This window comes from Staphylococcus condimenti, assembly GCF_001618885.1.
GTDB lineage: Bacteria > Bacillota > Bacilli > Staphylococcales > Staphylococcaceae > Staphylococcus > Staphylococcus condimenti.
On sequence record NZ_CP015114.1, the window covers coordinates 865,542 to 878,719 of the forward strand.

Genomic DNA, 13,178 nt, shown 5'->3' on the forward strand with positions numbered 1-13,178 from the left:
AATAAAATAAAAAAGCCGACACATATGTGCCGACTTATTTAAAGAAGATGTTTGCTACCAAAGAGATAAGCGGGACTAATACAACCCCTGCAAATCCCAACCAGTAGCCGATTACTTCTCTGTTACCTTTCGCCTCTGCCTCTACAATTCCTTGCAAACTCTTGATTTCTTTTTCGTGGTCCTTCGTTTCGTATTCTAAATCAGTTACCCTAGTGCCTACCGTTGCTAATGATTCACTCATTTTTTCTAAGTGTTTTTCTGATCTAGCTTGTGATTCAAATGCTTTTTCTTGTAGCAATGTCTGTCTATCTACTTTATTCAGCAAACTATTGAAATTGTCTGTATGTTTCTTATCCACTTCATTTATGCGTTCGTGTATTTTGCCCCTTGATTTTTCCCACTCGTGTTTTAGTACATATTTATCTTCGTCCATAGATACCCAAACCACCTAAGAAACCGACAAATCCTAGCCACGCTGTCATAGCGATAAATTGTGCTGGGGTTATCCAATTGATGGCATTATATACACTCGCTGACGACATTAAGAAGTGTATGATGGCACTTCCTACGCCACCTACTAACATAAAATAGTTTGAAGTGTTATTAACAGACCGTTTACCAAAGAATAGACTAGATAGAATTAGACAAGTACCAAATAAAAGCAACAGCAAACCCCATATCCAAATAGGCATGACTTCGTTTAGCGCTCGGTAGAAATCACTTTCGTTAATAACCTTTTCTTGGCTTATGAGCCAATAGACACCTCGTATATCTACAAACACACCTAACCCAAACAAAGATAAAGTGGCTAGTTTATCGTGTATTGTGAAGTTTTCGTTCATGTGTTCACCTACTTCCATCTAAATAATTTATATATAAAAAGACACCTACATAAGTAAGCGCCTTGTGATTTATTTATAATGTAACTTTATCTTTTGTTAACCTAATGTCTTTTAAAGGTAAATTTTCGTCATAAGAAATTTTTACGAACTCTTTTTCTTTTCTATTTATAAGATGTGCGGCGATTTTTAAAACATCTTTTTCTTCGCCTTCAATGGTATGACTGTTAATTTTTATTTTCATCAGAAACCCTCCATATTCTTAATTTGTTCTTCAAAATCCAGTAATTCTTCTGCATGAATAACGACCCCTAAGTTAATTCCAATTTCAGAAACACCATAAGAGGTATTGTCAACATTATTGTCTTTATATATATAACTCTTGTTTTTCATAATATGATCTGCACGATTAATTCCCAAAAATAAAAATCTTTCTTGTCCTAAAAATGAATTACCGAATCTATCTGTATAACCATTTGGATTATACAAATAAACTGGGGACCCACTTGAACCATTGGTTATAGTCATGTCTATTAAAAATATTTTTTGATTATTAAACTTAATACCAGGATGAGTAGCTGTTATGCCTTTTCTAAATACGGGTAGATTATTATATTCGTCAATTACACCCCTAGGATAACCAACCATTAATATGTCTTCAACGAAGTTAAGATTCTTGATTTCATTTGTACGTATATCACTTTGAGTTAGATAAGCAATATCTAATTCAAAATCATCATTAAATAAATCAATCGCAGGAATTGCACACAAATCAACATTATGTTTAGAATGGTCTAACTTAATAGACTTTATACCGTCAAATTTAAAGACAACAGATTCCGGATTATCTATTTCTCTTTTTTAGAAACAGTTATTTGCATACTATTACAATTTTCTAGTACATGCTTATTAGTTATTATAAAAGGATAATCACTTTTGTCTATTTGAAAGACAAAGAAAAAACCTGTTCCTATACTTTTTTCGGTAGTTATTCTTACTACACTCTTAGTCATTTTATCAATTCTATTCATTATATTGCCCCCTATTCTTTATAGGGTATTATATCATTTACTCTGGATAATCTTCACCAGTAATTTCTTTGTATTCTTCTTTAGTCAATGCGTCTAACTCTACATAAGTTTGAATATCCTCGTTTGTGTAGCAGTTAATGTCATAAAAATATTTAATTGAATCGAATCCTGGATACATATTAATTACTCCCTTTCAATTTTGTTATTTCAAGCATAGTTTTAGCTTGTTGTAATTCCATATCTTTTAAACGTTTTTCTTTTGCGGTTAATTCTTTCATTGTTTGTGCTTGGATAATCTCATTCTGTTTCAAACGTTGTTCTTTTTTCACAAGTTCTATCGCTAAAGCAGCTTGTTCTTTTTGAGACTTCATTAACTGATTAGCTGTCTTAGTTACTTGCATTTGTGCTTGAGCCAACATTTTTTCGCTAGTGTTAGGTATATAAGGCGTTTTTTCTTCGCCGCTTTCTTCAACAGAGCGGTTATATTCCCACTCGTTATAGCTAATGCCTTGCCATTTACCATCTTTATAAGAAATTGGTTCGTATAATTCACTAGATGGCATTTCTTCGGTATATCTATCTTCATCATAAACAAAACGTTCAGCACCTGTTTCTTCATCTAAAATTGATTGAATAAGTTTAGGTGTGCCATTCGTTTTATCAAAAATCTGTTTAAACATTTACTCCCTCCTTATATAATCCAATTATCTTGGTAAATAATATAATCGGTACTTGAATAACTATCTGCTTCATTTGTATGAAACTCAATATCACCACCACTAATGATAACTTTAGTCGGTATTTTAGCATTAGTCGATACACCTGATGAATATATCTTATTAGGTACAAATTCCGGTGGTATTGTGGCTACTACGTTTTTACCGTTCGTAAGATTTTCGACACCTAAACGGACATATACTTGTTTGGAATTGCCATTATCAATAACTCGATAAGATGGTTCGAAGTCTGGGGTTGATGATTTTTTATATCCATTTTTGAGCGTAAGAGGTGTCCAACCTGTATCGAAATTTTCTAGCATTAAATCTTTCCAACCTGAATCTATACCTTTATGGATATTTTTTTTATATGTTTTCCCTGTGCTACTGATAGTAGCTAGAATTTGTTTCGTTTGGTCTGGACCTTCTGTGATATCTACATTTACATATCTTAGATCATCACTTTTCCCATCAGGATCATTTTTCATTTTGTAAATTAAGTAATAACCTGTACTTAAATCTACTGCGTCGACCTCTGATTTGACTATTCTCATCCCACTATCATTCGTTAATTTATACTTTTGCCAGTTAGAAAAGTCAGGTAATGTTGGCGTTTCTCCAATTGGACCTGGAGGACCTTGCTCTCCAGTATCACCTTTTTCTCCTTGTGGACCCGGTGGGCCTGCGACACCTTGCAAACCTTTCTCGCCTGTTTCTCCTTGTGGACCTTGCTCGCCTTTCGGACCTACTAATCCTTGTTCGCCTTTATCGCCTTTCGCGCCTTTGAACATTGACGGATTACTAATAACATAACCTTTTAAATCTTCATTAACACGATCTTTAAAATCATCATCTAATATTTCTAGTGTATTATCTTTGATTATTCTTTTAATAGCTTCATCAACTAAGTTGAAACTCAATTCTTTACGCACAGGTTCTTCAATACCGCTATCTTTAATGTTAAACGAGAAGTTGACTGCATGAATTGATTCATTTTCATTTACAAGAAATAACTTTGCATTTACTTTACCTACATGTTTTATTACATTTACAGGGACGTTGTATTGAATAACTCCGCTTTCAGGCATAACAATTTGTAATGCTTCATCTTCAAAGATGGAACCGTCTTGTAAATATAAATTCAATACAGGACGCATGTTTACTAAATTTAAATTAACGGGTTTGTCGTTCCATTTAACAAAAATTCTAATAGAAGCTGTTTGTTCATCTTCAGTGTAAAAGTTGGCGTCAATACTACCAATATCAACACCACGTTCATTAATATTTGTACTAATATCCTTATTTTTAAATATCATTTTGTCACCTCATTATTTATACTGATCTCGAGTGTAATAAATACCTTTTAAACCAATTTGTTTGTATAAATTGGCTATTGTTGTAGCTTGGTGCTGGCACCATTCAATAGCTGTAGCGTATTGATGTGTAGCAGGATTTTTAGGGTTCCAACGCATACGGTATAACGTATTTTGACCTTTGTTTATATAACCCTCACGCACAAATTTAGCCCCACCTATAATACCTTTAGAAGGCGTAGTCCAACCGTGATTACGTGCAAAGTTAATTGCATTATTAGGATTACTATCAAATGCACCTATACCAAAATAGTTATATATACCATAACGACCGCTTGCAAAATTTGATTTACCATATCCGCTTTCGAGAAAGGCATGAGCGATTAGGTATATCTCATTCAAATTATATCGTTTGCATGCAGTCGAAAACGCTTGTCCTTGATTATGGAGGGTTCCCTTACCTTTTAATATCTGATTTAGTTTTGATACAGGGACACCTTGATACTTACCTAAATTAAGCATTTGATAACGCTGTGTACTATTATTCCAAATTTTATTTGGTTCCATAGCGTTGCTTGTCTGACTGCGTGACGCATGTATCCATCCCCAGCTGACAGATTTCATTGGCATTCCTCGTGACATTTGAGCATTTAATGCTTGAATGAATGTATACTTACTTTTTTCAACTGTAATTTTAGGAGATGTAATAGCAGGACTTTTTGAGGTAGCCGTTTTATTGCTTTTAGCACGCTTTTCTTGCTGCACAATTTCGTTATTTTTGTTTTTCACTGTTGTTTTAATTTTAGATTTCGTTACTTTTTCTGAACCTACATTCTGTAATAAGTTATCTTTGTTTGCGTATAAACCAACTGCTGCTCTAGCAAATTCTTCCAATTTTTGTTTTGGAGGGAATCCGTCTTTAATAAAGTCCCACTTAACATGTTCCTTTAAAGAGCGCCAGATTTTGTTGTCAATCTTAATATTTTTAGCATCGAATTTCAGTTTGTAGTATTCAAAAATCTCATATCCCAACATCATTGCCCATAATTCGCTTAAAATAAATGCTTCTTTGTCGTCTGCATAGTCTCCACAAACTTCTATAACAATGTTGTCTGGATCACCTGGGTACTCATATCCCTCGAATCTAGGTGACCATGAACTCATATAATCAACATAATAATGCGGATATTCTTTAGAAGATATATACTGATTTCTATCATTGTATAATTCTTGAACTGAACGCATTGTATGTGCATTTTTTATAGTAATTCCTTTGACTTTCCCTTTGCGTTTATTTCCCCAAGCAACTCTATGTTCGAATTTATCTCGTTTACCGAAGTCATCGCGTTTAAGAGTGTATACAACTTTAGTAACTTCTTTGAATCTGACTTCTGGTTTCTCAGGTTCTTTTTCTGGTTCAGGATTCGTTGGTTTTGAAGGTTCGTTTGTAGTTGGTGGTTTAGGTGTCGGAGTGGGTTGTACAATTGCCTCTTTTTTATAAGGTGGTCTAACAAAATGTGTAACACCACTATAAGTATGTTTTATTTTATAAGCCGGTGAACCCGACCAGTTAGCTGTATACCAGTTTTGATCTACACTATAAAAATAATTAGTCGTACTAGGTCCTACTACTATTGCTACATGTCCCGGATTGCTTCCAGCCCAAACTGCCCAATCACCAGGTCGAGGTACAAACGAAGCCGTATTTCTATATATTTTAAAATCATATCCACGATAATTGCTTTTTATAGCCATAGCATTCGCATTTCCCCACGTAGTAAAACCCCAATATCTTTTTAAAATGTAGTTAGGCAAATCCCAACATTGCATGCCATAAAAACCATCTACATTAACGCCACTTCTACGTCTAGCTAAATCTAAAGCCCAATCCACAACATTTTTCGCAGTTGGTTTACCGCTTTTCGGCAATGCCATGACATCAACTCACTTTCATAATAAAAAGACGGCGCTTAATGCGCCGACTTCATTTAAAGAATGTTTGAATAAGAACAGGAACAAAGCCTCCTGCACCTGTTGCTGCAGCAAGAACTGATAACAAAAATTTATTTCTGTCTACTGCTCCTTTTCCTTGTTCTTGTTGTATATCTCTTAAATTATCTTCAATCTCATCTGTTTTCTTTGCATATTCTTTTAATACATCATTTACTTCTTTTAAATCATCACGAATCCCTTTCATGTGGTCATTCAAAGGCTTCTGACTTTCAATAAAGGTCATGATAATTAACTTCAAATCATTATTCTTTTCGATGTGCTTATTATCAACGTTATTTATTCTTTGATGGATTTTACCTTTCTCTATCTCTCTGCGCTTTTCATCTTCTAAATACTTTTTTAACGTTACAAATTCAGTCATACTTTTGTTTCTTCAACTCTCTTAGTTGTCTATAAGCAATATAAGCTATAGCGCCGCTTATAATTGCAAAGTTGAAGTTTATCACTGGAGTCACTATATTTAGACTGTTATTGAAGCCAGCTACAGAGAATATATAGTAAAAGGGACATGCAATTGCATATCCCCAAAGGTTAAATCTAAAATAATTAATACTAGTTTGATAATAAGGAGTTAAAAAGCCGGACACAATTAAAAGAATACCCGAAAGAGCAAAAGGCAGCCCCCAAAAAGTCAATGGTAATACATCATGCATTGTATCGTATAACTTGCTGTCATGTTGTGCTATATCAGCATTAAAAATCCAATATGAACCACGTACAACTGATGCGATACCAAAACATATTGACCATAACATCGAAACTTTTTGAAAGTAATCAAGACCCTTCTTTTTTTTCATAAGCAACACCTTTAACTTCTATAATCAAACCCTGTAATTTCTTCGAATTGTTTTTCAGTAATCCACTGTGCTCGCACGAATGTTTCAACATTTTGTACATTATAAAGTTTCAATTCATAATAATGCTTTATTATTTTAAACATCATAGACACCTTCTTTATTAGCTAACATTAATAATAATGAAGCGTTAACTTCATTAGTTCTTTTGATTTCTTCTTCTAACTCAGCTTGCTTAAGTAGTATGTTAGACATAAAATAATCTGTTTTATTTTCTGATTCTTGTTTTTTTAAATCTACCTCAAATGATTTTTGGATTTCTTTTGCTTCAACTTCAAATTCCTCTTTCGAAGCTCCTATCCATTGACCATCTATAAATTCACAAGGTAAATAAATACCTTCTGGAGGTTTGACTTCTGTGTAAAAACGATCATCGTAAGAAAAACCGTTACCTTTATCAAAAATGATTTTAGGATAACCATTTTCTTTTAAATAAATAGTTAGTATATCCACGTTATCACTCCTAAATTGTCCAATGGGCCTCTGCAACAGCATAATCTTCAGAATCAATAGTATCATCTATATTTTTATAAAAGGTAATATCTCCAGAATTAGAAACCTTTATCTTTTGTGACTTTTTATTAACTTTTCCTACCGCATTAAGAAGGTGAGGATACCCTACATATTCTTTCGGCATCGTAGCAATGGTTGTAGCGGTTGTAATATTCTTTACAGCTATCCTGAAATAAACAAAAGTTTGTTCGTTATTAATAATTACTCTGTAACTGCTTTCTGGGTAACCGCCTAAATTCACTGTTCCATTTACTAAATTAATTGGCAACCATCCTGTATCACTGATAGCAGTAACTAGAGGCTCCCAAGCATCATTTATTAAAATAAAAATTGATTTAGTATTATATGGTCTAAACTCAATTCTCTTATCAATATCCTTAGCTATAATTGTTAAAAATCCATAATCTTCACCTTCAGTTATGCCAGGAACTCCCTCAGCATAATAAAAGCCAGTGGGTGTATTTTTAATTCGTTCAATATCATATTCAACAGATAAAGTTTTAGCATTACCGTCATTATCAGTTAACCTATATTTTTGCCAATCTAAATAGATTGCAACATCATCAAGTTGTTGTTGTAATCTATCCAATGTTACAAAGTTACTTGTATCAATTGTACTTAAAACATCTTGGATTTTTGAATCCAATTCTTCGTTCTTAGTGTCAATCAAACCTTGTATTTGATTATACAAATTATTAATGTTTTGGATAGTTTCGTTAGCCTCAGTTAAAACTTTGTTTCCGTTTTCGTTCAAAATATTTTTAGTATTACTATAAATTGTTTCGAGCTGATTTTTCAAATCTGTAAACTTTTGTTCAAAATCATAAACATTTTCATTATAAATATCATTAAACGTATTGACTTTTTCATTAAAATCATTGTTGATTTCATCTAAACGCCCTTTTAGGTTATCTGCTTGTTTTTGTATAGTTGCACGAAGCTCATAAAACATTCTAATGTGATTAATCTTTATTTCTCCTGAAATCTGATTGATTAATGCATCTTTAACATTGAAAGTAATTTCTCTCAATGCAACAGTATCGTCAACGCCATTTACAGTAATATAAATCTGACATGTAACACGGCTATTTGTAGCAGCCTTCAAGAACTCATTTGGCACTGTGAATGTAATGATGCCGTTTAACGGATCTTTTATTTCCGCGCTTAAAACACCTGATTCACTACCATTTGACGACTTGCAAAATGCAAACGTTTCAACATTTTTATTACTTATTAACAAGGGACGACCACTTTCTGTTACTTGAAACGTCAATATAGCAGTGTTTAAATCCATATTATAAAAACCAATCTCTAAATCAGAAATTGGTTTTAAAAATGGTGATTTATTTGATTTTAAAAACGCCTCTTTATATAACTCTTGAGTCATTTTACCCCTCCGTTTTCAATTTTATTTAATCTTTCCTGCAGTAGTTTATTTTCTGTAGTTAATTCTTGTACAGACTTAATAAGTGGAGCAATTAACTCTGTATAAGATACTGTATAAATGTCATCGCCACCTTCATACTTAGAGTTTTGTACGCCACCGAAGGTATATCCAGTATTTTCAATTTCTTGTGCAATCACACCATGATGTATATCTTTCGAACCGATAAAATTATAATCAACCGCTCTCACTTTATTAATAAAATCTAAACCTAAAGAGGTATCTTTTATATTTTCCTTATTACGTTTATCAGAACGTTGCCTGATTGCATTGAACGTATATACAGTATGTTCATTAGATCCTATTTGTATTTGATTATTGCCATTTGCATGAGCATTGGCACCTAAAGAAACTGTGTTGGTATAATCTGAGTTAGGACCTGCTGTATACCCTACCGCTATATTATCATCGCCTTTTATTACATTTCTGTTGGTGTTACCACCTACCGAAACATTACGGTCACCCGTCTTTAAACTTGGAAATGTACCAGCACCTATCCCAACGTTAAATTCACCTTCTACAAAACGGCCTGCGTATGATCCTAACATAACGCTGTAACTTGCATTTTTACCATCTTGCATTGCTTGTGTACCAACTGCTGTATTACGATAACCGTAAGTATAACTACCATCAGTATTTTTGTTTTTATCATCTTTAAAAAAGTGCATAGCACCATAACCAATTGCAGTGTTGTTTGATGCATGAAGTGTTTGTTGTAAATTATTAGCGCCTAAAGCTGTATTGTCTTTTCCAGTGATATTATTCGTTAAAGAATAGATACCAAGTGCACTATTTCTTGAACCAATAAGGTTATCACGTAAAGCTCTATCTCCAATTGAAGTATTGCCATTACCATCTACCGTATGCGCTTGAGAATTGTATCCGATAGCCGTATTACTATTACCTTTCATCAAATGGACAAGGGCGTTACGTCCAATTGCAACATTATTTGATAAATCAGAGTCTGATTTAGGAATAATTGAGCTTAATGGTCCATTTTCAGAACCTAACACTGACCACACACTATTCCACTTTTTCTTGAAATATTTATTGACGAAATTTTTATCGCCCTTATCTTTCCAAAAATCGTGTAATGTCTCAACAGGGTTACTGGAACCTCCCCATTTTAAAGCATTGGCACCTAATGCTGTGTTTCTGCTACCAAACTTACCTTGTCCTAAAGCGTCAGCACCAAAAGCATCATTAGAATAACCATTAATCATATTGCTCAATGCACCTTTGCCAAAACCAGTCAATCGTCTGCCTTGTATGTTATCTTTGAAAACACTGTATCCAACACCGGTATTAGCGTAACTATATTGATTTTGTTTTGTGGCAACATTTTGTCCAGCGGTGAAATTTTGATAACGTTCCACTGTTTTTTTATCTACATTTATACGTACTTTTTGAGCAACGTGCTGTGAAATCGGAATAACTTCATCACCGTATTTAATTGTACCTTTACCGAAAAAGAGTCCCTTAGGTAACTCTGAAGTTTTATAAATACCATTAGGAACATAATAGATTTGGTCATCTTTAAATTTTGTGAATATATTTTTATTGTCTGTTTTATCATCTCCAACCGCACCAACACTTTTAATATTTATATAGTAATCAAGTGAGTTTTTCAAATCAGTAATACGCTTAATGTAATCATTTTTTAAGTAAGTAAAGTCATAGTATAAACGATTGGATAAATCACCCGAACGAGTACCATCCATTGCAATACGTGATGCTCTCACTTCTTGTATACCATCACCATTATGACCTAAGACTAATTCTAATATCTGATTTCGTTGATATTTTAATTCTTGGCTAACATTTGTAGATACCTTATCTGTTAAGTTATGTTTAATGTTTTCACTCTTATGAGCATCTTTTTCATTGTTTCTATGATACTCAATATCATCATTCTGTCCATTTATAGCTTTCTCTATCTTTTCGTAGTTTTGTTCATTTTGCCCTATAAATTTATCATTAAAAATTGTGTCTAACTTCTTTAAAAGATTTAATTTCAAAGTTAAACCTCCTTAGCTTTCAGTTGACCTTCAACATCAACTGTTAAGTTATATTTTTTACCATTTTCACCAGTAATGACTAGTCCTTTAAGATTAGTATTAATGTTCTTTAACTTGTTACGCTCATCTGTTGTAATAAAATTCTCAGGTTTAATATCATCTAATTTAATTTTGTCTTCTGTTGACATTAGCCCTTTAGCGACTGCTGTTGCAGTAGGCATTGCCTCCATATTGAAACCGTCGCCGGTAATAAGGGTGATATAGTTTTCGCCTGCATCTTTACTGCTCTTAAAACCATCTTCCATAAATGAAATAACTGAACTACCGCTTTTACCATGAATTCCTAATCCATCATATTTTAAAGAAGATGCTGAATTTGTTACGTTATTTACTGCTTTGGCAGTAGTGTCAATTCGTTTAGCTATATTATTAAATGAACGTACGCCTTCACTGCCACCACCTAAACCGCTAGCAAGTGTCGCAGCATTATTAACACTTTTTGTGTATCTATCACGTCTTCGAATATCACCTAATACAACGTCTTGTTTAATGATTTTATTATGCGCATCGCGTGTTGTTTTGATTTCAATGATACGTACACTATCGTTAATATCGATAATGTCATCTCGTACTGGTACAAGGTCTCCAATTCTAGGTACTGCGCTTGGGAACACTTCCCTCAAAGCTACAAAATCGAGCGATAGTGACGTTTTAAGCGACTGAGCTATGATTGCCTCAATTTCTCTTTTCATGGTCTCTATGTTAGTTATACGACCGTCTATCTTAGGGGGAGCTTCTCGCTTTCCAATCACTTTTGCTAATGGGTGAGTGAATTCAACTTGTACACTACCTTGCATAAATGATTCATCTTCTTCAAAACCACCATAACCTCGGATGTACGTATAACATTCGCTTGCATCTTCTTCTAACTTTAGATTATTAGCATTGACTTTACTCGAGATATAGTATGAAGTTTTCTTTTCTACAAATGGTTCAAGCGTGAAAGTTTTATTATAAGGATCGTACGTATATTCAAGCCCGTATCTTTCCAAACCATTTTTAAACATTTCATATCTACTATCGCCATCACCTGCGTTTTCCCAACGTGAAGAAGGTACTTTTATTGGAATTTTGTATTTATATCCACTACCTTGAAAAACGATTTTAAAATAATTCTCGACCGTAAAACTACCAGTCACATTACTATAAATACGTTGAGTCATTAAATCATCTATTTCTTTTTGACGAGCCGTAATAGAAACATATTGTTTTTCGCCTCTTGATTGTCTGTCAATAATAGTGATGACAAATACTCTTTTATCATCTGGACCTGCTACATTGTGAACAGTCCACATTTTACTTACTGCAGAAATTAAATCATATGTGTTTTCATTTTCTAAAATATCAAAGGTTAAGTTACCTTCATCACTCAACTTTTCATTTAAAACAGTTGAAGTATAAATAGGATAGCCTTTACCAATCCTATTTTTTATTAAAATTGCCAAAAACTCACCTACTTATAATAAAACTTCATATCAAATGTAATCTTTTGTACTGTTTGGTTAATCGTAAAGTAGTTATAACCATGTTCGAAGAAAGGTTGTGACATTCTTGTATAATCATCTATTGAAACGCCGTTTCTATAGGTTTGCAGGCCATTGAATTTAATTACATCTCCTGCTTTTAAATTCAACCCTTCAATTGTCATAACTTCTGAATGTTCTAGGTTCCAGCTGAACTTTTTCGTATCAGCTCCTAACACAATCGTTATAACTCTATCAAAAGTAAATTGGTTGATACCTTGTGTCCCATGATAATACACGTTTCCTGAATCGGTATTTGTAAATGTATATTGCCTTCTATCGCTATTAACTGGTAAATTAATCCCCATATCAGACGACCATAAATAAGGCGAGTCTACCTTTTCTAGTTGTAGACTTCGCCCTATACTTTCGTAATATGGTTTTTCAGATGTTTCAAATGTAATCTCGATTTCTCCGCTCGTTTGATTAGTGTCATAATCCCCGATATTTGTTAACTTCAATTCTAATTGCATACCACTCGCATAATTCAGCGGAAACTCAAAATCAGGATCTCCAAAAGTCTGGAATGGCACTTCTACAAGAGAAGGTACTAACTCACGAATATAAAATTTATCCCTGAACAAATCAGCTAATTGATTCCTTAAATGAATAGCATGTGCGATTTTATCAACTTCATACTCAACAACTAATGTAGCGATACGTGATGTTTCTATTATCCCGGTATTAAAACGACCATTGAGTCTATCGATAGATTCGTAATTATGTTCGCGCTCAATATCACTTACATTATAAGTTTTAACCTTCAATCTGTTAAAAGTGATAGGGTTATCACTTAATTTATAAGTTTTATTACCTCTTACGATTTCAATATCTCTATAAATCAAGTGTTATCA

The 13,178-nt window shown here is 33.4% G+C and carries 17 protein-coding genes; all 17 read right to left on the reverse strand.

Going from position 1 to position 13,178, the window contains the following annotated elements; all coding sequences use genetic code 11:
• Positions 1-34 precede the first annotated feature (34 nt).
• The 17 genes from A4G25_RS04375 to A4G25_RS04440 all read right to left on the reverse strand — a co-directional run bounded on the left by A4G25_RS04375 (position 35) and on the right by A4G25_RS04440 (position 13,169).
• Complete coding sequence (locus tag A4G25_RS04375) at positions 35-433, reverse strand: hypothetical protein (protein ID WP_063164617.1); 399 nt, start codon at positions 431-433, stop codon at positions 35-37.
• Positions 420-665 carry a hypothetical protein gene (locus A4G25_RS13195; protein ID WP_232011929.1) on the reverse strand — a complete coding sequence of 82 codons (246 nt, stop codon included), beginning with the start codon at positions 663-665 and terminating at the stop codon, positions 420-422. The genes A4G25_RS04375 and A4G25_RS13195 overlap by 14 nt, the downstream gene beginning before the upstream one ends.
• Before the next feature lie 250 nt (positions 666-915).
• Positions 916-1,083, reverse strand: a complete 168-nt coding sequence (locus A4G25_RS12955; RefSeq protein WP_156483156.1) for a hypothetical protein — start codon at positions 1,081-1,083, stop codon at positions 916-918.
• The gene (locus A4G25_RS04385) at positions 1,083-1,610 is read right to left on the reverse strand and encodes a S1 family serine peptidase (RefSeq protein ID WP_063164618.1); all 528 of its coding nucleotides are present in this window, start codon (positions 1,608-1,610) and stop codon (positions 1,083-1,085) included. Before A4G25_RS04385 ends, A4G25_RS12955 begins: the two co-directional genes overlap by 1 nt.
• Positions 1,611-1,687: 77 nt before the next feature.
• Positions 1,688-1,870, reverse strand: coding sequence for a hypothetical protein (locus tag A4G25_RS04390; RefSeq protein WP_063164619.1), 183 nt, complete (start codon positions 1,868-1,870; stop codon positions 1,688-1,690).
• A 37-nt stretch (positions 1,871-1,907) separates the two neighbouring features.
• The gene (locus A4G25_RS12820) at positions 1,908-2,048 is read right to left on the reverse strand and encodes an XkdX family protein (protein ID WP_075140968.1); all 141 of its coding nucleotides are present in this window, start codon (positions 2,046-2,048) and stop codon (positions 1,908-1,910) included.
• A gap of 1 nt (position 2,049) precedes the next feature.
• Positions 2,050-2,550 carry a hypothetical protein gene (locus tag A4G25_RS04395; RefSeq protein ID WP_052766781.1) on the reverse strand — a complete coding sequence of 167 codons (501 nt, stop codon included), beginning with the start codon at positions 2,548-2,550 and terminating at the stop codon, positions 2,050-2,052.
• Positions 2,551-2,561: 11 nt separating this feature from the next.
• A complete protein-coding gene (locus tag A4G25_RS13145; protein WP_052766780.1) occupies positions 2,562-3,902 on the reverse strand; it encodes a BppU family phage baseplate upper protein in 1,341 nt (446 codons plus the stop codon).
• Between the two features lie 12 nt (positions 3,903-3,914).
• The gene (locus A4G25_RS04405; RefSeq protein ID WP_047132652.1) at positions 3,915-5,834 is read right to left on the reverse strand and encodes a glucosaminidase domain-containing protein; all 1,920 of its coding nucleotides are present in this window, start codon (positions 5,832-5,834) and stop codon (positions 3,915-3,917) included.
• Positions 5,835-5,883: 49 nt separating this feature from the next.
• Complete coding sequence (locus tag A4G25_RS04410) at positions 5,884-6,273, reverse strand: hypothetical protein (protein ID WP_015978139.1); 390 nt, start codon at positions 6,271-6,273, stop codon at positions 5,884-5,886.
• Positions 6,266-6,709: a hypothetical protein gene (locus A4G25_RS04415; RefSeq protein WP_047132651.1), complete on the reverse strand. Its 444-nt coding sequence runs from the start codon at positions 6,707-6,709 to the stop codon at positions 6,266-6,268. Before A4G25_RS04415 ends, A4G25_RS04410 begins: the two co-directional genes overlap by 8 nt.
• 11 nt (positions 6,710-6,720) lie before the next feature.
• Positions 6,721-6,852 (reverse strand): XkdX family protein, encoded by a 132-nt coding sequence (locus tag A4G25_RS12825; protein ID WP_103163171.1) that lies wholly within the window; start codon positions 6,850-6,852, stop codon positions 6,721-6,723.
• Complete coding sequence (locus A4G25_RS04420; RefSeq protein WP_052766779.1) at positions 6,845-7,219, reverse strand: hypothetical protein; 375 nt, start codon at positions 7,217-7,219, stop codon at positions 6,845-6,847. The genes A4G25_RS12825 and A4G25_RS04420 overlap by 8 nt, the downstream gene beginning before the upstream one ends.
• Positions 7,220-7,229: 10 nt before the next feature.
• The gene (locus tag A4G25_RS04425; RefSeq protein ID WP_052766778.1) at positions 7,230-8,666 is read right to left on the reverse strand and encodes a BppU family phage baseplate upper protein; all 1,437 of its coding nucleotides are present in this window, start codon (positions 8,664-8,666) and stop codon (positions 7,230-7,232) included.
• Complete coding sequence (locus A4G25_RS04430; RefSeq protein ID WP_047132650.1) at positions 8,663-10,741, reverse strand: tail fiber domain-containing protein; 2,079 nt, start codon at positions 10,739-10,741, stop codon at positions 8,663-8,665. Before A4G25_RS04430 ends, A4G25_RS04425 begins: the two co-directional genes overlap by 4 nt.
• Positions 10,742-10,743: 2 nt before the next feature.
• Positions 10,744-12,246 (reverse strand): tail tube TT1 domain-containing protein, encoded by a 1,503-nt coding sequence (locus A4G25_RS04435; protein ID WP_047132649.1) that lies wholly within the window; start codon positions 12,244-12,246, stop codon positions 10,744-10,746.
• 8 nt (positions 12,247-12,254) lie between these two features.
• The gene (locus tag A4G25_RS04440) at positions 12,255-13,169 is read right to left on the reverse strand and encodes a phage tail family protein (protein ID WP_047132648.1); all 915 of its coding nucleotides are present in this window, start codon (positions 13,167-13,169) and stop codon (positions 12,255-12,257) included.
• Between the last annotated feature and the right edge of the window lie 9 nt (positions 13,170-13,178).

Excerpts from the sequence above, each read along its gene's own strand:
- A4G25_RS12955 (WP_156483156.1), bottom strand. The coding sequence starts at position 1,083 with ATGAAAATAAAAATTAACAGTCATACCATTGAAGGCGAAGAAAAAGAT.
- A4G25_RS04410 (WP_015978139.1), bottom strand. The coding sequence starts at position 6,273 with ATGACTGAATTTGTAACGTTAAAAAAGTATTTAGAAGATGAAAAGCGC.
- A4G25_RS04425 (WP_052766778.1), bottom strand. The coding sequence starts at position 8,666 with ATGACTCAAGAGTTATATAAAGAGGCGTTTTTAAAATCAAATAAATCA.
- A4G25_RS04415 (WP_047132651.1), bottom strand. The coding sequence starts at position 6,709 with ATGAAAAAAAAGAAGGGTCTTGATTACTTTCAAAAAGTTTCGATGTTA.
- A4G25_RS12820 (WP_075140968.1), bottom strand. The coding sequence starts at position 2,048 with ATGTATCCAGGATTCGATTCAATTAAATATTTTTATGACATTAACTGC.
- A4G25_RS04405 (WP_047132652.1), bottom strand. The coding sequence starts at position 5,834 with ATGGCATTGCCGAAAAGCGGTAAACCAACTGCGAAAAATGTTGTGGAT.
- A4G25_RS04375 (WP_063164617.1), bottom strand. The coding sequence starts at position 433 with ATGGACGAAGATAAATATGTACTAAAACACGAGTGGGAAAAATCAAGG.
- A4G25_RS04395 (WP_052766781.1), bottom strand. The coding sequence starts at position 2,550 with ATGTTTAAACAGATTTTTGATAAAACGAATGGCACACCTAAACTTATT.
- A4G25_RS13145 (WP_052766780.1), bottom strand. The coding sequence starts at position 3,902 with ATGATATTTAAAAATAAGGATATTAGTACAAATATTAATGAACGTGGT.
- A4G25_RS12825 (WP_103163171.1), bottom strand. The coding sequence starts at position 6,852 with ATGTTTAAAATAATAAAGCATTATTATGAATTGAAACTTTATAATGTA.
- A4G25_RS04390 (WP_063164619.1), bottom strand. The coding sequence starts at position 1,870 with ATGAATAGAATTGATAAAATGACTAAGAGTGTAGTAAGAATAACTACC.